Origin of the sequence: Kitasatospora sp. NBC_00070 (assembly GCF_045041205.1) — a bacterium.
Classification (GTDB): domain Bacteria; phylum Actinomycetota; class Actinomycetes; order Streptomycetales; family Streptomycetaceae; genus Kitasatospora.
The window spans coordinates 3,815,314-3,838,284 of sequence record NZ_CP108247.1 but is presented as its reverse complement, the minus strand read 5'-3'; the positions used below and the strand labels follow the sequence as shown (position 1 = coordinate 3,838,284).

General features: G+C 70.7%; 19 protein-coding genes. 12 read left to right on the top strand and 7 right to left on the bottom strand.

Features of this window, described 5'->3' with window-relative positions:
- The first annotated feature begins 28 nt into the window (after positions 1-28).
- From OHV05_RS17830 to OHV05_RS17780, 11 genes are all read left to right on the top strand, one after another.
- Positions 29-421, top strand: coding sequence for a hypothetical protein (locus OHV05_RS17830; protein ID WP_405018572.1), 393 nt, complete (start codon positions 29-31; stop codon positions 419-421).
- A 277-nt stretch (positions 422-698) separates the two neighbouring features.
- A complete protein-coding gene (locus OHV05_RS17825) occupies positions 699-1,973 on the top strand; it encodes an efflux RND transporter periplasmic adaptor subunit (protein WP_405018571.1) in 1,275 nt (424 codons plus the stop codon).
- Positions 1,973-2,707, top strand: coding sequence for an ABC transporter ATP-binding protein (locus tag OHV05_RS17820; RefSeq protein WP_403040005.1), 735 nt, complete (start codon positions 1,973-1,975; stop codon positions 2,705-2,707). The genes OHV05_RS17825 and OHV05_RS17820 overlap by 1 nt, the downstream gene beginning before the upstream one ends.
- A complete protein-coding gene (locus OHV05_RS17815; protein ID WP_405018570.1) occupies positions 2,704-3,903 on the top strand; it encodes an ABC transporter permease in 1,200 nt (399 codons plus the stop codon). Before OHV05_RS17820 ends, OHV05_RS17815 begins: the two co-directional genes overlap by 4 nt.
- Positions 3,904-3,912: 9 nt before the next feature.
- Positions 3,913-4,509 (top strand): DUF5666 domain-containing protein, encoded by a 597-nt coding sequence (locus OHV05_RS17810; protein WP_405018569.1) that lies wholly within the window; start codon positions 3,913-3,915, stop codon positions 4,507-4,509.
- Positions 4,510-4,636: 127 nt separating this feature from the next.
- Positions 4,637-5,371, top strand: a complete 735-nt coding sequence (locus OHV05_RS17805; protein ID WP_403039998.1) for a response regulator transcription factor — start codon at positions 4,637-4,639, stop codon at positions 5,369-5,371.
- Positions 5,372-6,796 carry a sensor histidine kinase gene (locus tag OHV05_RS17800; RefSeq protein WP_405018568.1) on the top strand — a complete coding sequence of 475 codons (1,425 nt, stop codon included), beginning with the start codon at positions 5,372-5,374 and terminating at the stop codon, positions 6,794-6,796.
- A 157-nt stretch (positions 6,797-6,953) separates the two neighbouring features.
- Positions 6,954-8,489 (top strand): cytochrome ubiquinol oxidase subunit I, encoded by a 1,536-nt coding sequence (locus tag OHV05_RS17795; protein ID WP_405018567.1) that lies wholly within the window; start codon positions 6,954-6,956, stop codon positions 8,487-8,489.
- A gap of 9 nt (positions 8,490-8,498) precedes the next feature.
- The gene (gene cydB, locus OHV05_RS17790) at positions 8,499-9,500 is read left to right on the top strand and encodes a cytochrome d ubiquinol oxidase subunit II (RefSeq protein WP_405018566.1); all 1,002 of its coding nucleotides are present in this window, start codon (positions 8,499-8,501) and stop codon (positions 9,498-9,500) included.
- Positions 9,501-9,502: 2 nt separating this feature from the next.
- Complete coding sequence (gene cydD / locus OHV05_RS17785; protein WP_405018565.1) at positions 9,503-13,183, top strand: thiol reductant ABC exporter subunit CydD; 3,681 nt, start codon at positions 9,503-9,505, stop codon at positions 13,181-13,183.
- Between the two features lie 9 nt (positions 13,184-13,192).
- Positions 13,193-14,986, top strand: a complete 1,794-nt coding sequence (locus OHV05_RS17780) for a GAF domain-containing protein (RefSeq protein WP_405018564.1) — start codon at positions 13,193-13,195, stop codon at positions 14,984-14,986.
- 57 nt (positions 14,987-15,043) lie between these two features.
- On the opposite strand, the gene OHV05_RS17775 is transcribed toward OHV05_RS17780, so the two are convergent.
- The 7 genes from OHV05_RS17775 to OHV05_RS17745 form a co-directional block, all read right to left on the bottom strand.
- Positions 15,044-15,892, bottom strand: coding sequence for an HAD family hydrolase (locus tag OHV05_RS17775; RefSeq protein WP_405018563.1), 849 nt, complete (start codon positions 15,890-15,892; stop codon positions 15,044-15,046).
- A gap of 67 nt (positions 15,893-15,959) precedes the next feature.
- Positions 15,960-16,529, bottom strand: coding sequence for a hypothetical protein (locus OHV05_RS17770; RefSeq protein WP_405018562.1), 570 nt, complete (start codon positions 16,527-16,529; stop codon positions 15,960-15,962).
- A 159-nt stretch (positions 16,530-16,688) separates the two neighbouring features.
- On the bottom strand, positions 16,689-17,615 hold the full coding sequence (locus OHV05_RS17765; RefSeq protein WP_405018561.1) for a hypothetical protein: 927 nt from the start codon (positions 17,613-17,615) through the stop codon (positions 16,689-16,691).
- A gap of 216 nt (positions 17,616-17,831) precedes the next feature.
- Entirely contained in the window at positions 17,832-18,596 is a 765-nt protein-coding gene (locus OHV05_RS17760) for a hypothetical protein (RefSeq protein WP_405018560.1), read from the bottom strand.
- Positions 18,593-19,333 carry a helix-turn-helix domain-containing protein gene (locus OHV05_RS17755; RefSeq protein WP_405018559.1) on the bottom strand — a complete coding sequence of 247 codons (741 nt, stop codon included), beginning with the start codon at positions 19,331-19,333 and terminating at the stop codon, positions 18,593-18,595. Before OHV05_RS17755 ends, OHV05_RS17760 begins: the two co-directional genes overlap by 4 nt.
- Positions 19,334-19,487: 154 nt before the next feature.
- Complete coding sequence (locus tag OHV05_RS17750) at positions 19,488-20,789, bottom strand: KamA family radical SAM protein (protein WP_405018558.1); 1,302 nt, start codon at positions 20,787-20,789, stop codon at positions 19,488-19,490.
- On the bottom strand, positions 20,770-21,861 hold the full coding sequence (locus tag OHV05_RS17745; RefSeq protein WP_405018557.1) for a hypothetical protein: 1,092 nt from the start codon (positions 21,859-21,861) through the stop codon (positions 20,770-20,772). The genes OHV05_RS17750 and OHV05_RS17745 overlap by 20 nt, the downstream gene beginning before the upstream one ends.
- Positions 21,862-22,069: 208 nt before the next feature.
- On the opposite strand from OHV05_RS17745, the gene OHV05_RS17740 reads away from it, so the two are divergent.
- On the top strand, positions 22,070-22,957 hold the full coding sequence (locus tag OHV05_RS17740) for an LLM class flavin-dependent oxidoreductase (RefSeq protein WP_405018556.1): 888 nt from the start codon (positions 22,070-22,072) through the stop codon (positions 22,955-22,957).
- Positions 22,958-22,971: the final 14 nt, after the last annotated feature.

Sequence of the window (22,971 nt, the reverse complement as noted above, 5' to 3'; positions counted from 1 at the left end):
CCGTCCGGACAAGAGAGGAAAGGCAGCCATGCTTCAGCAGGTTCCCGTGGAGCTCGACGACTACCGGGACATCGAGGGGTTCGACCTGGAGGGTTTCCCGGAGGCAGGGAACTTCGAGGTCGAGCTGTTCGACGACCCTGAGGTCGACGGTCTCTCCCTTCGATTCGTGGATCGCCTGCTGAACGTCACCGTGGCGTTTCCCTGGTGGGACCGGATGGAGGCCTGGAGTGAGGCCGATGTTCCGACCGGAACGATCAGTGAACCCTTCGCCGATCTGGAGCAGGGGTGGCGAATTCTGATCTGGGAGCACCAGGGGTTCGTTTTCGTCATGGAAGGTGACGACGACGTCTTCCACACCTGGATCCGGATTCCCGTGGCGGTCTGGTCTGCGGCCTGGCGATCCCAGCTGGGTCGTGCCTGACCTGCCGCCTGCGCGGCAACAGCCCCACCGGAGTCGATCCGGTGGGGCTGTTGCCGTCAGCCTCAAGGCCGGTGGTGCCGAGCCGGCGCCCGACGGGGCCGGTCCTGCCGGGTGAAGGTTGGCCGCCCTGGCTGGGAGTTGGCTGGGAGTGGCCCCCGTCCGCCGGGCCGTCCGGCTCCCGCCGAGCGGTGCCGGGGGATATGTCCGGGGCTGACGGTCAGGGAACTCCCAGGTGGGGCACAGGGATTGGCAAGAGCTCGGCGGCAGGCTGTGCGGCATGAAGGCGCTCCCTCGACGGCGTGCTGCCGTCCTCGTCAACTCCGCGCTCGTGGTCGCCCTGCTGGGTGGGGCGGTGGTGGTGTACACCACGCTCGACAGCGGGACCAGTACGGCGGCCAGCAAGTCACCGGTCCGGTCGGCCACCGTCACGAAGGGCACGGTCCTGGCCACGGTGTCCGGATCGGGTGCCCTGTCGTCGCCCAGCGACGCCGGCCAGGACTTCGTCACGGGCGGGAAGCTGACCGCCGTGAAGGTCTCGGTCGGGGACGCGGTGAAGAAGGGCGACGTGCTGGCGACGGTGGCCACCACCGACGCGCAGCAGCAGGTGGACGCCGCCAAGAAGGCGCTCACCACGGCCGAGGCGAACCTGACCAAGGCCGAGGCCGGGCAGAAGGTCACCACCAGCACCCCGGGCAAGACGGACGCCCGGACCGGCCAGCAGGCCCCGGCGACCAGCACCACCACCACCGAGGTGGACGACGCGCAGGTGGCCCAGGCCGAGCAGCAGGTGGAGACGGCGCAGACCAACCTCACCAACGCCCAGACGGCGCTGGCCGGGACCACCCTGACCGCCTCGGCCGACGGCACGGTGGCCTCGGTCGCCGGCAAGGTCGGCGACACGGTGACCGGCAGCGGCAGCGGCAGTGGTACGAAGAGCACCACCACCACCAGCTCGGCCCCGAGCGGCTTCGTGGTGCTGACCAACCCCACCGGCATGCGGGTCACCGCGAGCTTCTCCGAGCTGGACTCGCTCAAGGTGAAGAAGGGCGCCTCGGCCACCGTCACGCTCAACGCCCAGTCCGACACCAAGCTCAACGCCACGGTCCTGTCGGTGAGTTCACTCCCGAACAGCAGCAGCGGCAGTGGGGCCGGCAGCAGCAGCGCGGTGCAGTACAGCGCGGTCCTGCAGATCACCGGTGACACCGGCAAGCTGCGCACCGGCCTGAGCGCGACCATCTCGGTGATCACCGGCCAGGCCGACAACGCGCTCTCCGTCCCGACCGCCGCCCTCTCCGGCACCGGCAGTTCCCGGACCGCGACGGTGGTCAAGGCGGACGGCAGCACCGAGCGGGTCAGCGTGACCGTCGGGGTCGAGGGCGACAGCACCGTCCAGGTGCTGGAGGGTCTGGCCGAGGGTGACCGGGTCGAACTGGTCAGCACCACGGTCAGCGGCGGCAACGGCTTCCCGAGCGGCAACTTCCCCGGCCTCGGGGTGGCCGGCGGCGGCCAGGGCGGCGGCACCCGCAACGGCGGTACGGGCGGCGCGCGTTGATGGGCGGCAAGCCTCCGGTGATCCAGCTCCGCAGCGTCGCCAAGCGCTACGGCCACGGGGACGCCACCGTGCACGCGCTGCGCGGCCCGGACGGCCCCGACGGCAGCCCGCTCGGCGTCAGCCTGGACATCGAGGAGGGCGACTTCGTTGCGGTGATGGGCAGTTCGGGCTCGGGCAAGTCCACCCTGATGAACATCCTCGGCTGCCTGGACGTGCCGACCGCCGGCCGCTACCTGCTGGACGGCACCGACGTCGGGCACCTGGACGAGCAGCAGCTCTCGCTGGTCCGCAACCGCAAGATCGGCTTCATCTTCCAGTCCTTCAACCTGGTCCCGCGGACCACCGCCCTGGCACAGGTGGAGCTCCCGCTCGCCTACGCGGGCGTCCGCTCCGCCGAACGCCGCCGCCGGGCGCTGGCCGCGCTGGAGCGCGTCGGGCTGGCCGACCGGGCCGGGCACAAGCCGAACGAGCTCTCCGGCGGTCAGCAGCAACGTGTCGCGGTGGCGCGAGCGTTGGTGACCGCACCGGCCATGCTGCTGGCGGACGAGCCGACCGGAAACCTGGACAGCCGCTCCACCGACGAGGTGCTCACCATCATCGAAGGACTCAACCGGACCGGCCGCACGGTCGTCCTGATCACCCACGAGGACGAGGTCGCCGAACGCGCCAAGCGCGTGATCCGCCTGGTGGACGGCGCCATCGCCTCGGACGTCCGGCAGGGGGTGGCGGTGTGATCGCCTGGCAGATGATCCGCTTCGCCTTCGGCGGCCTGGCCGCCAACAAGGTCAGGTCCGCCCTGACCATGCTCGGCGTGCTGATCGGGGTGGCCGCCGTGATCCTGCTGCTCGCGGTCGGCAACGGCTCCTCGGTCGCGGTGAAGAACTCCATCACCGCGCTCGGCACCAACTCACTCACCGTCAGCTCCAGCAACCTGCGCGGTTCGGCCACCGCCGCCAAGCCGCTCACGGTCAAGGACGCCAAGGCGCTGGCCGAGGCGCAGGCCCCGGCGATCAAGTCGGTCGCCCCGGTGGTCACCACCTCGGGCACGGCCCTGTACGGGGACATCTCGCACGCGCCGGGATCGATCGTCGGCACCTACCCGGCGTACTTCGAGACCGCCAACCAGAAGATCGCCAAGGGCGACTACTTCTCCAACGACGACGTGCTCAACTCCCGCAAGGTGGCGGTGATCGGCTCCACCACCGCGACCCAGCTGTTCGCCGGCGAGGACCCGGTCGGCAAGCGGATCGTGATCGGCGGCACCCCGTTCACCGTGACCGGGGTGCTGCAGACCAAGGGCAGCAGCGGCTTCAGCGACCCGGACGACGTGGTGATCGCGCCGCTGCCCACGGTGCAGAACGCCTTCACCGGCTTCGGCTCGGTCAGCCAGATCCTGGTCCAGGCGAGCAGCGCCGAGTCGACCACCGAGGCGCAGGCCGAGATCAGCCGGGTGCTGCTCGGCTCGCACGCGATCGCCGACCCGACCAAGGCGGACTTCCGGATCAGCAACCAGACCTCGCTGCTGACCGCCCGGGAGTCCACCACCAAGACCTTCACCGTGCTGCTCGGCGCGGTGGCCGCGATCTCGCTGCTGGTCGGCGGGATCGGGATCACCAACATCATGCTGGTCACGGTGACCGAGCGGACCAGGGAGATCGGCATCCGCAAGGCGCTCGGCGCCCCCCGGGCCGCCATCCTCGGCCAGTTCCTCACCGAGTCGACCCTGCTCTCCGTGATCGGCGCGGGGCTCGGGGTGGCGGCCGGCCTGTTCGGGTCCCGGTTCACCATCGTCGGCATCACCCCGGTGGTGATCCCGGAATCCGTGCTCGGGGCGTTCGCGATCGCGGTCGCCATCGGCCTGTTCTTCGGCAGCTACCCCGCCAACCGGGCCGCCGCGCTGCGCCCCATCGACGCCCTCCGTCACGAATAAGGAGCCACCATGACCTCCGAGACTCCGACCACCGACGACCCGCTCGCCACCCCGCCCGACGCCCGGGACGTGTCCGCCGAGTTGGCCGCCGCCCCCCGGCGCAAGCTCCCCTGGCCGACCCTGGTGCTCGCCGGTGCCGTGCTCACCTCGCTCGCCTTCGCGGGCGGCGTCCAGTACCAGAAGAGCAACGGCACCCCGGCCTCCTCGCCGCGCGCGGCCGGCCCCAACCAGCAGGCGGGCGGTCAGAACGGCTACGGCGGCGGGACCCGCCGGGGCCAGAACGGCACCGGCGGCACCAACACCAACCAGCAGCCCGGCGGCTTCACCCGGGGCACCGTCAAGGCGGTGGACGGCTCCACCGTCTACCTGACGGACGCCAACGGGAACACCGTCAAGGTCACCACCACCGACACCACCAAGGTCCAGCTCGCCAAGGAGGGCAAGGCCGCCGACCTGCAGCCCGGCCAGACGGTCACCGTGGTCGGCACCCCGGACGCCTCCGGCGGGTACACGGCCAGCCAGCTCACCGAGGGTGCGGCCGCGGGCGGCTTCGGCGGTTTCGGCGGGAACCGGCCCGGAGCGGCGGCGCCCTCGCCCACCGGCTGACCTGATCTCATCAGGTCCTCATCAACCGGGCGTACGCTCCCCGGGCTATCGTCCTTGGAGTACGGCCGAAGGGGACCAAGCCCGACCGGGAGGCGGACCAGCAGTGCAACGGACAGCGACCACGCCCATGAGCCCGACCAGCGCCGCCACCGGCGAGGCGTACCTGCTGGTGGTGGACGACGAGCCGAACATCCGCGAACTGCTCTCCGCCTCCCTCCGGTTCTCCGGATTCCGGGTGGCCTCGGCGGCCACCGGCGAGGAGGCGCTGAGCTCGATCGCGGCCGAGCGCCCCGACCTGGTGGTGCTCGACGTGATGCTGCCGGACCTGGACGGCTTCACCGTGGTCGAGCGGCTCCGCGAGCAGGCCCAGTGGCCGCAGCCGGTGGACCACGTGCCGGTGCTCTTCCTCACCGCCAAGGACGGCACCACCGACAAGGTGCACGGCCTGGCGGCCGGCGCGGACGACTACGTCACCAAGCCGTTCAGCCTGGAGGAGCTGATAGCCCGGATCAGGGCGATCCTGCGCCGGGCCGGCGGACCGGTCGAGGACGGCCGGCTGACGGTCGGTGACCTGACCCTCGATCCGACCGCGCACGAGGTGACCAGGGCGGACCAGCCGATCGGCCTCTCGCCGACCGAGTTCAAGCTGCTGCACTACCTGATGGCCAACGTGAACCGGGTGGTCTCCAAGGCGCAGATCCTGGACCACGTCTGGGCCTACGACTTCGGCGGCGACCTCTCCATCGTCGAGTCGTACGTCTCCTACCTGCGCCGCAAGCTCGACTCGGGCCCGGCGCACGGCCCCAAGCTGATCCACACCGTCCGCGGCATCGGCTACGCGCTCCGCCGCCCGCTGTCGTAGATGTCCCGGGTCTCGCTCCGCACCAGGCTGCTGCTGCTCACCCTGCTGCTGGTCATCACCGGCCTGGCGGCCAGCGACGTCTTCGTGCTCGGCACCGTCCGGGGCAACCTGGTGGACCGGGCGGACGAGCAGCTCCAGCGGTTCGCCGAGCCGCTCTCCCGCCGCGACCCGGAGCGTGCCCTGGAGGCCCGCCAGCTCAACCAGGCGGCCAACCGCCGGCTCGCCCCGGCGCTGCCCAGCCAGTACCTGGTGCAGTTCCTGGGCGCCGACGGCAGCGTCGACCAGGTGCTCCGCGAACCGATGAGCGACGCCGACCCCGGCCCCCGCCTCACCGGCCTGGGCCCGCTCGACCGGCCCTTCGACGCCCCCGGCGAGCACCCGGGCCACCGCTGGCGGGTGCTCGTGCTGCCGATCGCCAAGAGCACCCCGAGCACCTCGCAGTACGTGCTGACCGCGATCTCGCTCGACGACGTCGACTCCACCGTCTCCCGGCTGGAGACCTCCTTCCTCGCGATCGGCGGCGTGGTGCTGCTGCTGATCACCGCCCTCGGCGCGGTCGCCGTCCGGGCCGGGCTGCGCCCGCTGTCCCGGATCGAGCAGGACGCCGAGCTGATCGCCACCGGCGGCCTCTCGCACCGGATCACCCAGCCCCCGACCACCACCGAGGTGGGCCGGCTCACCGCCGCGCTGAACAGCATGCTCGGCCAGCTCGAATCGGCCTTCGCCGCCCGGGCCCGCTCGGAGGCCCGGATGCGCCGCTTCGTCGCCGACGCCTCCCACGAGCTGCGGACCCCGCTCGCCGGCATCCGGGGCTTCGCCGAACTGCACCGGATGGGCGCCCTCCAGGACACCGACCGGGCGATGGACCGGATCGAGTCCGAGGCGATCCGCCTCGGTACCCTGGTCGAGGACCTGCTGACCCTCGCCCGGCTGGACGAGGAGCGCCCGCTCGACCTGGCCCCGATGGACCTCCGCACGCTGGCGGCCGACGCCCTGCACGACCTGACCGCGCTCGACCCGGGCCGCCCGGTCTCGCTGACCGGCCCGGCCGGCGCCGGCGCCCCCCAGCCCGCCCCGGTGCTCGGTGACGAGGCCAGGCTCCGCCAGGTGGTCACCAACCTGGTCGGCAACGCCGCGAAGCACACCCCGCCCGGCACCCCGGTCCGGATCGGCGTGGGCCGGACCACGACCCACTGCGTGCTCGAGGTGGCCGACTCGGGACCGGGCCTGACCCCCGATCAGTCCGCCCAGATCTTCGACCGGTTCTACCGCGTCGACCTCTCCCGCAGCCGCCAGGACGGCGGTGGCGCCGGTCTCGGCCTGGCCATCGCCCACGCCCTCACCAGCGCGCACCACGGCTCCCTGACGGTGGAGTCCGGCGTGGGCGAGGGCGCGGTCTTCCAGCTCCGGCTGCCCCCGGCCTGACCCCGGTGTTCGAACCGACCTAAGCATCGTGGATACTCTCCTTGTGAACGTGAACACGTTCACAAGCGGACAAGCTTGATCGCATCTGAGCCTAAATCTGCTAAAGATGCTATCTGTCCGTTATGTGTGAAACATCACCGGCCGGAGAGAGGGCGAAGTGGACCTAGCAGTCGCTCACGAGACCATCGCGCGATGGCAGTTCGGGATCACCACCGTCTACCACTACCTCTTCGTTCCGCTGACGATCAGTCTGGCGTCCCTGGTGGCGGGCCTGGAGACGGCCTGGGTCCGCACCGGCAAGGAGAAGTACTTCCACGCCACCAAGTTCTGGGGCAAGCTCTTCCTGATCAACATCGCCATGGGCGTGGTGACCGGCATCGTCCAGGAGTTCCAGTTCGGGATGAACTGGTCCGACTACTCCCGCTTCGTCGGCGACGTCTTCGGTGCCCCGCTGGCGATGGAGGCGCTGATCGCCTTCTTCTTCGAGTCCACCTTCATCGGCCTGTGGATCTTCGGCTGGGACAAGCTGCCGAAGAAGATCCACTGCGCCTGCATGTGGATGGTCGCGATCGGCACCCTGCTCTCCGGCTACTTCATCCTGGCGGCCAACTCCTGGATGCAGCACCCGGTCGGCTACACCGTCGACCCGGTCACCGGTAAGGCCCAACTGACCGACATCGCCCGGGTGCTGTTCCAGGACACCACCGTGGTCGTCGTCCTGCACACCATCACCGCCGCCTTCCTGACCGGCGCCGCCTTCATGATCGGCATCAGCTCCTTCCACCTCTGGAAGACCAAGAAGAGCGGCACCCCCGACCCCAAGAGGACCGCCGCCATGCGGACCTCCCTCCGGCTCGCCCTGGTGGTCGCCGTCATCGCCGGCCTCGGCACCGCCCTCAGCGGCGACAGCCTGGCCAAGGTGATGTTCCGTCAGCAGCCGATGAAGATGGCCTCCGCCGAAGCCCTCTGGGACACCGAGGCCCCGGCCCCGTTCTCGATCTTCGCGGTCGGCAACGTCAACGAGGGCCACAACTCGGTCGCCCTCGAAGTGCCCGCCATACTGTCCTTCCTCGCCAACAGCGACTTCACCTCCGCCGTCCCGGGCATCAACGAGACGGCGGCCGCCGAAGCCGCCCGCTACGGCGGCGACCCCAAGGACTACATCCCGAACATCTTCGTCACCTACTGGGGTTTCCGCCTCATGATCGGTTTCGGGATGACCTCCTTCGTGGCGGCCCTGATCGGCCTCTGGACCACCCGCCGCAAGTTCTGGCTGGCCCCCGAACACCGCACCGGCCCCGACGAAGTCCCCAAGCTCATGCTCACCAAGAACCGTGAGCTGAACGGCTTGCTCACCAAGTGGAGTTGGCGGATCGGCATCCTCACCATGGGCTTCCCGCTGATCGCCAACAGCTTCGGCTGGATCTTCACCGAGATGGGCCGGCAGCCCTGGGCCGTCTTCGGCCTGATGAAGACCTCCGCCGCGGTCTCCCCGAACGTCAGCGTCACCACCCAGGTGATCGCCCTCTCCACCTTCACGGCCCTCTACGCGATCCTCGCCGTGATCGAGGTCAGACTCCTCGTCAAGTACGCCAAGGCGGGCCCCGTCACCACCGAGGAACCGCCTACCAAGGACCCGACCCTGCGCCCCGGGCCCGACGACGCCGACAAGCCCCTCGCCTTCGCCTACTGAGGACTCCCGATGCAACTCCACGACGTCTGGTTCATCCTGATCGCCGTCCTCTGGATCGGCTACTTCTTCCTCGAAGGCTTCGACTTCGGCATCGGTGTCCTCACCAAGCTGCTCGCCCGCGACACCACCGAGCGCCGGGTCCTGATCAACACCATCGGCCCGGTCTGGGACGGCAACGAGGTCTGGCTGCTCACCGCCGGCGGCGCCACCTTCGCGGCCTTCCCGGACTGGTACGCCACCCTGTTCTCCGGCTTCTACATCCCCCTCCTCCTGATCCTGGTCTGCCTGATCATCCGAGGAGTCGCCTTCGAGTACCGCGCCAAGCGCCCGGAGGAGCGCTGGCAGCGCAACTGGGAGCAGGCGATCTTCTGGACCTCCCTGATCCCCGCCTTCCTCTGGGGCGTCGCCTTCGCCAACATCGTGCACGGCGTGGACATCGACGAGCGCAAGAACTACGTCGGCACCCTCTGGGACCTGCTCAACCCGTACGCGATCCTCGGCGGGCTGGTCACCCTCACCCTCTTCACCTTCCACGGCGCCCTCTTCGCCGCCCTGAAGACCGACGGCGACATCCGCACCCGGGCCCGCTCGACCGCCCTCCAACTCGGCCTGCTCACCGCCGTGCTGGCGCTGGTCTTCCTGATCTGGACCCAGTCCGACAGCGGCAACACCTGGAGCCTGATCGCCCTGGTGATCGCCGTGGCAGCCCTCCTCGGCTCCCTCGCCGCCAACCAACTGGCCCGCGAGGGCTGGGCGTTCATCCTCTCCGGGATCACCATCACCGCCGCCGTGGCGATGCTCTTCCTCGCCCTCTTCCCCGATGTGATGCCCTCCACCCTGAACCCCGAGTGGTCGCTCACCGTCAGCAACGCCGCGTCCTCCGCCTACACCCTCAAGCTGATGACCATCGTGGCGGCGATCTTCACCCCGCTCGTCCTGCTCTACCAGTCCTGGACCTACTGGGTGTTCCGGAAGCGGATCGGCACCCAGCACATCCCGGCCGCGCACTGACCATGCGACCCGTCGACCCCCGCCTCCTCCGCCAGGCCAGGACCACCCGTACCTTCCTCGCCGGATCAGTGGTCCTCGGCGGGGTCGGCGCGGTCCTCACCGTCCTCCAGGCCACCCTGATCACCGACATAGTCGTCAGCGCCTTCCAGCAACACACCTACGCCCTCACCACCCCCCTCACCCTGCTCGCCGCCACCGCCCTCGGCCGCGCCGCCGTCGCCTGGCTGACCGAACTGACGGCCCACCGCTCGGTCGCCCGGGTCAAGTCCACCCTCCGCCGCCGCCTGCTCGACCACGCCACCGCCCTCGGCCCCGGCTACCTCTCCACCCGCCGCACCGGCGAACTCACCACCCTGGCCACCCGAGGCGTCGACGCCCTGGACGACTACTTCGCGCGCTACCTCCCCCAGCTCGCCCTCGCCCTGGTCGTCCCCGCGATCGTCCTGCTCCGCATCCTCGGCGCCGACCTCACCTCGGCCGCGATCATCGCCGGCACCCTCCCGCTGATCCCGCTCTTCATGGTCCTCATCGGTCTCGCCACCCAGAGCCAGATGGACCGTCAGTGGAGCACCCTCTCCCGGCTCAGCCACCACTTCCTCGACGTGGTCGCCGGTCTCCCCACCCTCAAGATCTTCAACCGGGCCAAGCACCAGGCGGCCACCATCGCCCGGATCACCGACGACTACCGCAAGGCGACCCTCCGCACCCTCCGGATCGCCTTCGTCAGCTCCTTCGCCCTGGAACTGCTGGCCACCCTCTCGGTCGCCCTGGTCGCCGTCTCCATCGGCTTCCGCCTGGTCAACGGCACCCTCACGCTGGAGACCGGCCTCCTCATCCTGATCCTCGCCCCCGAGGTCTACTTCCCGATCCGCCAGGTCGGCGCGCTCTACCACTCCAGCGTCGAGGGCCTCTCGGCCGCCAACGAGATCTTCGAAGTCCTCGAAACCCCCCTCCCCACCCCCGGCACCACCCCGTCCCCCGACCTCCACACCGCCACGATCACCCTCACCGCCCTCACGGTCGCCGACCGCCTGCCCCCCACCACCCTCACCCTCACGCCCCACACCGTGACCGCCCTCACCGGCCCCTCCGGCTCCGGCAAGACCACCCTCCTCTCCACCCTGCTCGGCTTCACCACCCCCACCGCCGGCACCATCCGCATCGACGGCCACGACCTCACCACCCTCGACCCGGCCACCTGGCACCGCCAGATCGCCTGGGTCCCCCAGCACCCCCACCTCTTCGCCGGCACCGTCGCCGACAACATCCGGCTGGCCCGCCCCGACGCCACCGACGAAGACCTCCGAGCCGCCCTCACCGCCGCCCACGCCACCGACTTCGCCGACCTCACCCTGACCCTCGGCGAGCACGGCGCCGGCCTCTCCGCCGGCCAACGCCAACGCCTCGCGCTCGCCCGCGCCCTCCTGACGGACCGTCCCCTTCTCCTGATGGACGAGCCCACCGCCAACCTGGACAGCGCCAGCGAACAGGTCATCGTCGCCACCCTCCAGGCCCTGAAGAACCGCACCGTCCTCTTCATCGCCCACCGCCCCGCCCTCCTCCAAACCGCCACCACCCACCACCACCTCCAACCCCAGACCACCCCCACCACCCCCACTACCCCGACGACCCTCCCCACCCTCCCCACCCCCACCACCCCTGAAGGGCGAGAGGGTCTGCTGCGGGAGGGGGCGCCGGACGGGACGGTCCCGGAGGGGGGCGTGGTGCGCGATTTTCATACCGCCAACGGCGACTCAGCCCCACCCACCGGGTCGGCGGTAGGAAAATCGTGCAGCCCCCCGGAGCGGACCGTCCCGTCCGGCGCCCCCGGTCCCCACACACCCGAGAGCCCCGCCGTAACCCCAGCCACCCCCACCCCCACCACCCCCCGCCTCACCCTCGCCACCACCCTCGGCACCCTGGCCCTCACCTGCGCCGTAGCCCTGATGGCCACCTCCGGCTGGCTCATCTCGTACGCCTCCGAGATGCCCCCCGTGCTCTACCTGATGATGGCCGTCACCTCCGTCCGCGCCTTCGGCATCGGCCGCAGCGTCTTCCGCTACGCCGAACGCCTGGTCTCGCACGACGCGGTGCTCCGCGCCCTCGGCGCGATCCGCACCACCGTCTACCGCCGCCTCGAACTGCTCGCCCCCACCGCCCTCCCGGCCTTCCGTCGGGGCGACCTGCTCTCCCGCCTGGTCTCCGACGTCGACGCGATCCAGGACCACTACCTCCGCTGGAAGCTCCCGGCCGCGATCGCCGTCACCGTCTCCGCGCTCTCCTCCCTCGCGCTGGCCGCATTCCTCCCCGTCGCCGGCGCGGTCCTCGCCCTCGGTCTGCTGCTCGCCGGAGCCGTCGTCCCGGCCCTCGCCACCCGCGCCTCCGCCCGTACCGAACGGCAACAGGCCCCGGCCCGAGGTGAGTTGGCCACCGCCGTGGTCGACACCCTCACCGGCACCGCCGAACTCACGGTGGCCGGTGCGCTGCCCGCCCGGCTCCGTACCGCGCACGCCGCCGACGGCCGCCTGACCACCCTCGCGGCCCGCTCCGCCGCCACCCTGGCCGCCTCCACCGGCCTGACCGCCGCGCTGACCGGACTCACCGTCACGGCCGCCGCAGCCGTCGGCGTACACGCCGTCAGCACCAGTGCGCTGCCGGGGGTCTGCCTCGCCCTGGTGATCCTGCTGCCGCTCGCCGCCTTCGAAGCCGTCACCGGCATGCCCACCGCCGTGCAGGCCCGCGCCCGCAGCAAGTCCGCCTCGGCCCGGCTCGACGAACTCCTCCGCACCGACCCACCCGTCCTGGAACCGGCAGGCGCACCCCACTTCGGCCCCAGCTCCCACCTGACCACCCACCAGCTCGCCGCCCGCTGGCCCGGCCGCAGCACCGACGCGATCCACGGCATCGACCTCGACCTCACCCCCGGCCGCCGGATCGCCGTCGTCGGCCCGTCCGGCTCCGGCAAGACCACCCTCGCCCACACCCTGCTCCGGTTCCTCGACCCCAGCGCCGGGAGCATCGCGCTGCACTGTCCACAGCCTGTGGACACCCGGGCCATCCAGTCCGACCAGGTCCGCCGCTCGGTCGGCCTGTGCGCCCAGGACGCCCACATCTTCGACAGCTCGCTCCGCGAGAACCTCCGGCTGGCCGCGCCCGCCGCCACCGACCAGGAGCTGGCCGCCGCGCTCTCCGCCGCCCGCCTGCTCCCCTGGGTGCAGAGCCTCCCGGACGGCCTGGACACCATGGTCGGCGAGCACGGCGCCCGGCTCTCCGGCGGCCAGCGCCAGCGCCTCGCCCTGGCCCGGGCGCTGCTCGCCGACTTCCCGATCCTGATCCTGGACGAGCCCGCCGAGCACCTCGACCTGCCCACCGCCGACGCACTGACCGCCGACCTGCTGGCCGCCACCACCGGCCGGACCACCCTCCTGATCACCCATCGGCTGGCCGGTCTGGACGCGGTGGACGAGATCCTGGTCCTCGACCACGGCCGGATCGTCGAACGCGGCACCTGGTCCGAGCTCACCGCCGACCCCACCACCGTCTTCGCCGCCACCTGGCACCGCGAACAACTCGCCGACCTCGGCCTCGCCGCCCTCACCCCCACCCCCACCAGGCCCGACCTCCCGCCCGCCCGCCACACCACCGAGCAGCCGCAACCACCACTACAAACCACCACAAACTAGGCTCATCCCATGGAGATCCAGCCCGACCCGGGCAGCACCGGCGAACCCACCCCGCACCGCGTCCCCGAGATCGCGTCCCTGGGCCTGGACACGCTGGTGACCGAGGTCTCCGAACGCCTCCAGTCCGCCGCCGCCGTCACCGACCGGATGCAGCGGCTGCTCGAGGCCGTGGTCTCGGTCGGTGCCGGGCTCGACCTGCACGCGACCCTCCAGCGGATCGCCACCGCCGCCGCCGAGCTGGTCGACGCCAGGTACGCCGCGCTCGGCGTGATCTCCCCGCACGCGGACGGGCTCTCCGACTTCATCCACATCGGCATCGACGACGAGACCGCCGCCACGATCGGTGAACTCCCCGCCGGGCGCGGCATCCTGGGGGTGCTGATCGACCACCCGGAGTCGCTCCGGCTGACCGACCTGTCCACCGACCCCCGGTCCACCGGCTTCCCGCCGCACCACCCCCCGATGAAGTCCTTCATCGGGGAGCCGATCCGGGTCCGCGACGAGGTGTTCGGCAACCTCTACCTGACCGAGAAGAAGACCAGCAGCGGCGCCTTCACCCCCGAGGACGCCCAGGTGGTGCACGCGCTGGCGGCGGCCGCCGGGGTCGCGATCGAGAACTCCCGCCTCTACGAGGAGGGCCGACGGCGCGAGCGCTGGATCGCCGGTGCGTCCGCCGTCACCACCGCGCTGCTCTCCACCGACCGGGCCCAGGTCGCCCTGACCGTGGCCGCCGAGCAGGTCCGCGAACTCGCCGACGCGGCCCTCGGCATGATCCTGCTGCCCACCGGCGACGGGCAGATGCGGGTGGCGCACGCCTCCGGCGAGAAGGCCGAGTTCGTCCGGGGGGAGCTGCTGCCGCCCACCAGCTTCGCGGCCGAGCTGCTCCAGGGCGAGAGCGTCTACATCGACGACATGGCGAACGACCCCGACGTGGTGATCCGGCTGGCCCGGAAGTTCGGCGCCTCGATGGCCGTGCCGATGATCGCGGCGGGCCGGGTGCTCGGCGGCCTCTGCGTCTGGCGCAGCCAGGGCGCACCGCCGTTCACCGACTCCGAGAAGCAGCTCGCCGAGGCGTTCGCCTCGCAGTCCGCGCTCGCCCTCCGGCTGGCCGAGGGACAGCGCGACCAGCAGCGCCTGGCGGTCTTCCAGGACCGCGACCGGATCGCCCGCGACCTGCACGACCTGGTGATCCAACGGCTGTTCGCCACCGGCATGATGCTCGAAGGGGCGGCCCGCCGGGCCCTGGTCCCCGAGGTCAAGGTCGGCATCGGCAAGGCGGTCGACGAACTCGACGCGACCATCCAGGAAGTCCGCACCACCATCTACGCGCTCCAGCACGACGACCACGGCGACGAGCCCGACACCCTGCGCACCCGGGTGCTCCGGGAGGGCAGCCAGGCCGCCGCCGCCCTCGGCTTCAAGCCCTCGATGACCTTCACCGGTCCGGTCGAGAGCCTGGTCGGCGAGAAGAGCGGCCGTCAACTCCTGGCCGCACTACGGGAGATGCTCTCCAACGCGGCCCGGCACGCGCGGGCCTCCCGGGTCGGTGTGGAGATCGACGCCACCGTCCACCTGGACGCCGAGGGCCATCCGATCTCCGGCGACCCGGACGTCTACGACCGCCCCGGCTGGCCCGGCGTGCTGCTGACCGTCACCGACGACGGCGTCGGCATCCCGGACGGCGGGCGGCGCAGCGGTCTGCGCAACCTCACCCGCCGCGCCGAGACGCTGGGCGGCGCCGCCTGGCACGAGCCGGGCCCGGACGGCAAGGGCACTCGGGTCCGCTGGACGGCGCGGCTCTGAACCCCGCCACCGGCGATCCCGTCACCGTCTGTCCGGCCACCGTCGATCCCGCTGCTGTCACCCCTGCCGGTCCAGCGGCTCCAGCCCCAGCAGCCGCTCCAGCACCGCCGCCACCCCGTCCTGCTCGTTGCTGACGGTGTGCTGGGCCACGGCGGCCAGCACCTCCGGGTGCGCGTTGGCCACCGCGTACGCCGAGCCCGCCCAGGCCAGCATCTCCAGGTCGTTGGGCATGTCGCCGAAGGCCACCACCTCGCTCCGGTCGATGCCCTCGGCGTGGCACCAGTCGGCCAGGGTGGACGCCTTGGTGACCCCGAGCGCACTGATCTCCAGCAGCGCGAACGGCGAGGACCGGGTGATCTCCACGTACCGGCCGGCCACCTCGCGGGCCTTGCCGAGGAACGCGTCCGGGTCCAGCTCGGGGTGCTTGACCAGCAGTTTGAACAGGCCCTGGACCTGCCCGTCGGCGAGCAGCAGCTCGGCCGGCGCCACCGCGTGCGGTTCGTCCGAACCCCACATCCGCAGCTGGTAGCCGTCCTCCCGGGCGAATCCACCGGGGAACTCGAAGGCGAACGCCGACCCGGGCAGCTCGGCCCGGAGCAACTGCACCACCGTGAGCGCGTCCGCCGCCGCCAGCGGGTAGGTGCGCAGCAGCTCGCCCCGTCGGACGTCCACCACCGCGCCGCCGTTCGAGCAGATCGCCACGCCGTGCCCGCCGATGTGCGCGCTGACCTGCGCCATCCACCGGGGCGGCCGGCCGGTCACGAAGACCACCTGGACGCCCGCCCGCTCGGCGGCGGTGAGCGCGGCCGCGGTCCGGGGCGAGACGCCGCCGCCGGGGCAGAGCAGGGTGCCGTCCAGGTCGGTGGCGATCAGGCGGGGGAGCGGCTGGGAGGGGGTGGCAGTCACCGCTCCATCTTCGCTCACCCCGCCCGATCCGCCGCCGACCAGGACGGCACCTGGTGATCGTGCCCGGTCAGGGGTGCCAGATCTCCTTGATCTCGGTGACCTTCCCGCTGCCGTCCACCGCGATCTCGTAGATCCCGTTGGAGCAGCTGGCCGGGTCCTGCACCTCCACGCCGAGCAGGCAGTCGCCCACGTGGGTGAACAGCTCGCCGACCGGCACCGTCTTGAACTTGCCGGGGCCGTTGACGATCTGCGCCGTCACCTTGGCCGCGAGCATGTACGTCTTGTCCGCACCCGCGCCGGCGTAGTGGCCGTCGTTGGGGTCGCAGACGAACTTGGCGTCCTTCACGAACAGGGTGTCCTGCTTCGGCGGCTTCACCGCCTGGACGTACTTCCGGCCGGCCTTCGGCGTCGGCGTGGTGCAGCCCGTCGGGTCCGCGTCGTCGGCCGAGCCGCTCGCCGACGGGGTCGGGGCCGCCGACGTCTTCTCCACCGGAGCCTGCGGCGGCGTGCTGCCGGCCGCCGGGGCCTGCACGTGGTTGGTGCTGCTCCCACGCGTCGAGTGCTTCTGGCACCCGGTCAGACCGATGACCACGGCCGAGACGACCGCAACTCCCGTGAGCAGCCTACGAGCTGACATATCGCTGGTTCCCCCATGCTCGATCCACACCGGCACACCCCGGCCCGGCACTGACGACCCGACAGGCTACCCACTCACCACGCCCCCGCGCTCCCTGCCCCCGCCCCGACCCCCACCCCCGCAGGTCACCCCGGGTGTCACCCCGGAGCGAGGAATGCATCACGGATGGTCCCGGTGGCGCACCGCGCGCCGGGACCTGGTGAACTTCTGTCGTCCGGTGCCGGTGCCGGCGGCGAGTTCGCCGAGGCGCTCGCCGATCACGGACACGCCAGGGAGGGGCTCCTGCGCGTAGTACCAGGGCTTGCGTCGGCGCAGCAGGGCCTCTCCGTGCTCGGGCCAGGTGAATTCGGGCTTGCGCAGCAGCTTTCGGAAGACCGTGTCGACTGTGTCCGGGTGGGCGGTGGCCAAGCGACGGATCGGCCGCGGCGAGATCGAGTCCTCGCGCAGGTACGCGCGGAGCACGTCCCGACGCTGCCTGCGTCCGGCGTGGGCCGGGTCGGCGAAGTGGTCCCGCAGCATCCCGTAGTCGGCGTAGAAGGTGAGTCCGTCGACCGCGTCGTAGATGACGCCGACGGTGTCCGAGTCCGCCAGGGCTCGCGGCAGTTGGAAGCCCGGAAAGTCGGATCCCAGCAGGCGCCTGCCCCGGGCGCGGTCGGGCTGCGCGGCGGCGGCCTGCTGCCGGTAGTAGGAGTTGAGACGGTACTCGGCTTCGGCGGGGGGAAGGACCAGCTCGTCGCCGCCGAAGAACTCGACGAACACCTGCCGGTCAGCCCGCATCGACTCCCATCCCTGCTTGATCTTCTCGGAGTTGCGGAAAACCAGCTCGGGGTGGTCGGTGGCGAGCTGGAGTGCGGCCCGGGCGATCTCGGTGGCGTTGGACTTCGGGTAGGACGACATCGCCCCGGAGATCAGCCAGGCCCCGTCCGCCGTGTGGACGGGCAGCAGGGAGGCGACCAGGAACTCTCCCCTGGACACCCCACGGAAGGCTGCCGGTCCGACGTTCGAGTACGTGCGGTACTCCAGGTCGTCAACCAGGTTCAGCAGGACGACGGCGGTACCGTCCTTGCGCCGGATGGGGCCAATCACCGGTCGAAGAGCGCGCTCCGGGTGAAGGCGACGAGTTGGCCCTTCAGGTCGGAGCTCCGCTCGATGAGGCTTCGCAACGACGCCTCGTCCTCGCCCGGTACGACGACAACCATGCAAGCCCTCTCGATCGTGAGGGTGTCCACGCTCACCGCGCCAGGTAGGAACGATATGCCTCGACCCGTTCCGCTTCAGCCGGAGCCGGGTCGGGCAAAGCGCTCACGGGGCCGAGAGGAAAGCGTAAGCAGCCTGGCCGTCCGCTCGTGCGGCGGCATCACGCAGTTCGCGCCAAGCCGCGTGCTGCGGATCGTGCAGTGCCACGGCCAGAGCCAGCTTCTTTCGGTCCGACTTCTCCAACTGTCCGCGCATCTCGATCGGGTTCATCGGCAGGGACAGCAGGAATGCCAGGTCGCGAAAGTGCCGGTCAGGTGGCGCGGTCTTGATACCCACTGCGGCGGCCTTGGCAACGATCGCTCCCAACAGGTTCGGGCGGTGAATGGTGCCCAGACGCTCACCGAGTCTCACCCGGACGGATTCGGTGCGCTGTACGGCTTGGCGGCCTCCGGGAACCTCCAGGGTCCGACCCGGTGGGGTGGTCGTCAGGTTCGCCCGCGGTCCCAGATTGTCCGGGGCCAGCACATCCACCACCAACTGCCCCGGTGCTGCACCGCGCATGTAGCGGTGCAGGAGGTTTCCCTGAGGGGACATGCCTGCAGGAGCGAAGCCGAGATCACCGAGGGACGTCACCAGTCGGCTCAGGCTCAGCTGGTCGGACTGGAGGTCTGCGAGCACATCCAGGTCAGCGCTTGCGGCCGGCGGTGTTCGGCCGTGTTCCAATCCGTGCAGCAGGACCATTTGCCCACCGATCAGGGACCACGCCTGCGGAACCCTCTCCGACAAGTCCAGCAGCACGCCCCACAGCTCCACCAGCGGTCCGGTCATGAGGTCGGACTCGATCGCAACGAAGGCCGTCGCACCTGTCATTCGGCGTCTCTCCGCTTCGGCATCCGGTCGATGATCAGCCGGAGCAACTCCGCAGCAGCGGTGTCGCCACGGTCCTGCCGGGAGTCGAGCAAGTCCGCTGCCACCACCGCGGCCGGTGCGTCGCCGCTCTCTCCGGGGGCGGCATCCGAGCGCAGGAAGGTCCATGCCTCCCCGGGGGCCACGCGTACGAGCAGGTTTCCCTGGGCGTTGTCGCGGGCGAGTCCGAACCGCGCTTCCAACTCGCCGACCTTGTCCGGGTGCACGTAGATCTCGGCCTGGCCCGGTGCCAGATAGCCGGCCCCGACCCGGGCCGCTGCACTGACACCACCGCGAACAACGTCGGGGTCGGCCAGGAGGGTTGGCAGCAGTCCACTGTGAACGCGATAGCGTCGGCACTCGGCTCGGGCCCGTACCAGCTGCCCCAGGCGGGCGACCGGTAGTTCGTCGTGAGCCGTCATGTTCCTGAGCCGACTCGTGATTCTGGACCACTCCGCATCGGACAGACCTGGTGCTCGCTGACCGGTGAGGGCGGCAAGGACACCCCAAGCGTTGCGCACGGAGAGCGGGCGGCCTGCCGCACCGCCGCGCTCCTTCCGCTGTCGAGCGCTGTGACCGTCGACCAGCCAGCGCCCTCCGACCTGCTGACCTTCCAGCGCCCCTGCGCGGAGAAGCTGTCTGACGCGGGAATCGTCGATGCCGAGCAGCGCGGCGGCCTGCTTCACCGAAAGCAGTTCCATCAACCCTCCTTGCGTGTTCTATCCCGTTGTCGGGAGGGAATACGCAACAAGCATCCTCTCGAAGCGGACCTTGCGTCAAACCTCCCGAATTCAGGATCGAACACGCAAGAATGCTGAGGCAGCGACGCCTGACCTGCGCAGGAGATGCCCCGGCTCAGTCGAGTCCGAGCAGCGCGCCCTCTCCAACCAGTGGCTTGAGGTCGGTCAGCCAACGGGCGTTGGGGTCGTACGCCGCGAAGAACGGATGGCCGACCAACTCCGGGTCGCGGGCCTGGACGTAGTGCAGGACGAAGGCGCGCTGGCCGGCGACCTCGGTGATCCCGTCCACCTGCACCTTGCCCGGGGTGGCCGACATGATCGGCCCGCGCACCGTTCGAGCCAGGCCGGAGACCTGTGCGTACGCCTCGCGGAAGATCTCGTACGCGCGCGACAGCGGCACCGCGAAGTAGTCCTGCGGCCCGGTGTCCCGCTCGACGAACATGTAGTACGGGACGGCACCGAGGGCGACCAGCTTGCGCCACAGGCCGGTCCAGTCGCTCGCGCGGTCGTTCACTCCCCGGATCAGCGGCGCCTGGCAGCGCACCACTGCTCCGGTCCCCTGCACCCGCCGCAGCGCGCGTTCCGACTCGGCGGTGGCCAGCTCCCGGGGATGCGAGTAGTGGCCCATCAGTGCGAGATTGCGCCCGCTGTGCACCACCCGCTCGAACAGGCGCAGCAGGTCGTCGGCGTCGGGGTCGGTGAGCACTCGGTGCGGCCAGTAGGACAGCGCCTTGGTGCCGATCCGCACCGATTCCAGGTGCGGGATGTCCAGCAGCGGCTCGACGTACCGGGCCAGCACCGCACTGCTCATCATCAGGGGATCGCCGCCGGTGATGAGCACGCTGGTGACCTCGGGGTGCGCAAGTACGTACTCGCGCAGCGCCGTCGCATCGCCGCTCGCCATCCGCATACCGGGCTCGCCGACGAACTGAGGCCAGCGGAAGCAGTAGGTGCAGTACGCGTGGCAGCTCTGGCCCTGACGCGGGAAGAACAGCACCGTCTCCGGATACTTGTGCTGAATGCCCTCGATGGGAAGGCCGTCCGACAGGGGGGTGTTGAGCACCTGTTGGCCGCCGGGATGTGGGTTCAGCCGCATGCGGATCCCGTGCACCTCCGCCTGTAGCTGCGGGGCCGGAGCTCCCTGGGTGAGCAGCGCGGCGATGCGGTCGATGTCACCCTTCGGCAGCATGTCGGTCTGCGGGAAGACCAGGCGGTAGATCGGATCGTCGGGTGCCAGGTCCCAGTCGATCAGCTCGTCGACCACATAGGAGTTGGTCCGGAAGGGCAGCACCTCGGCGACAGCGCGGGCCCGCAAGCGATCGGCCGGGTCGAGACCGGCGCGTGAGAGCAGCGCATCGAGATGGGGCAGAGCGAGCGCGCGGAAGGCGGGCCGCCGATCACCGTTCTCCGCTGTCACTCCGGACCTCCGTGCCGCCAGGTGACGGTGAGTCACCCGACATCACGTCAATGATGGCATGGGGCAAGGGCGTCAGACGGACGAACGCGACCGCGTCGGTGCCGTACTTCTCGAAGTAGGCGGTCGCGAGCGCCTGGAGGAGTCCCTGCTCGGCCCCGCCGATCATCTCCAGCTCGAACAACTGGTCCGCTCGTCCGTCCACCCGGACCTGCACCTGGCGGTCGCGCCGTCTGGCGAGCTCCACCACCACGCGCTGGTCGCAGACGTACAGGCCGCCCTCGTGCCGGACGTAGTCCAACCGCATCGGCTCTCCGGCCGCCCGGCCGCCCTCCTCGAGCACCTGCACGTGCCGCGTCAGCAGCTCGTCGATGGAGCGACTGTTGCTCCACAGCTCGGCGAAGCGCTCGGAGACGAAGGAACCCAGCGGGGTGGTGACGCGGACCTCCAGTTGCTGACCCTCACCGGAGAGTCGGTTCACCGGGTAGAAACTCACCATCATGCGTTCGCCGGACCGGTACAGCTGAATGGACGGGGCCGCCGCGTAGACGCGCACCTGCAGCTGCCCCCGGCGCTCTTGGGGCAGTTGGGCCGCCAGCTGCCTCAAGTCGCGCAGGTTCCGCATGACCTCGTGGCGTACGTCGGCGCTGAGTTCGTGGGAGCGCTGCTGAGCCGCCAGCGAGTCCGGGTCGAGCAGCATGACGCGGACGGTGGCACCTCGGTTGACCGCGCTCCGGGCCGCCTCGGCGAAGCGTTCGGAGTTCCGGCCGGAGACCAGGTAGGAGAAGGTGTCGAGTACCTCGACGATGTCGCTGGTCTGGGCCACCTTGTCGCAGAAGGACGGATAGTCGAGACGGAGGTGCTCACGGACCCGCTCCTCCTCCAACCTGGTGAGGAACGGCTGGATGATCAGAAGGGTGATCATCGTGGTGAGGAGCTCCGGCGCCAGGTTGAGCAGCAGGTTCTGCCGGAAGTCCGGCAGGCCGCGAGCGAACCAGAGACATAACGCCACGCACCCGCCGAGCACCGCACACAGCAGGAGTACCCGCCGACGAACACCGCCGTCCCCGAACATCCGATGCCCCCGTACGAGTCCGCCCGCCGCTGGAATGCACCCCCGTGCATCGGGCACCTCTGTACGAACGTGTTACCCGCCCGGTCATGCGGTCATGCCGCAGGGCTCCGAGGAGCACCGGGCCAAGGGCTGTTGGCAGAAGGAGCGGCCCACTGCGATGCGCTCGGCGTGGCCGGTTTCTCCGCGGTGCGGACGTAGGGTCGAGGGCATGCGCTTGAGTACGGTGATCCTCCCCATCCACCGGTGGAGCGAGGGGCAGAAGATCTGGCGGCGGGCCGAGGACCTCGGGTTCCATGCCGCGTACACCTATGACCACCTGTCGTGGCGGTCGTTCCGGGACGAGCCGTGGTTCGGGGCGGTGCCGACGCTGACGGCGGCCGCGACGGCGACCGAGCGGATCAGGCTCGGCACGTTGGTGACCTCGCCGAACTTCCGTCATCCGGTCACGCTGGCCAAGGAGTTGGTGTCGCTGGACGACATCTCCGGTGGGCGGGTGACGGTCGGGATCGGGGCCGGCGGAGTCGGGTTCGACGCCACCGCGATGGGGCAGGAGGCGTGGTCGCCGAAGGAGCGCGCCGACCGGTTCGGGGAGTTCCTGCCGTTGCTGGACAAGCTGCTCCGCCAGGACTCCACGACCGAGAGCGGTGCGTACTACTCGGCGGTCGAGGCGCGGAACATCCCGGGCTGCGTGCAGCGCCCCCGGGTGCCGTTCTACGTGGCGGCGGCCGGGCCGCGCGGGATGCGGCTGGCGGCCGAGTTCGGGCAGGGCTGGGTGACGTACGGCGATCCGAAGGGGCCGGCCGAGGTGCCGGTGGAGCAGGCGCCTGCGGTGATCGCCCGGCAGATCGAGAAGCTGACGGCGGCCTGCGAGGCGCAGGGCCGGGACGTGGCCGAGCTGACGAAGGTGCTGCTGCAGGGTTCGACGGCGGAGAAGCCATTGCAGTCGGTGGACGCCTTCGTCGACTGGGCCGGAACGTACCGGGAGTTGGGCATGACGGAGCTGGTGATCCACTGGCCGGTGCCGGACTCGATCTTCGCGAACGACCTCGCCGTCTTCGAGCGGATCGCCACCGAGGGCCTGTCCCAACTGGGCTGAGCGGCAGCGGGCGG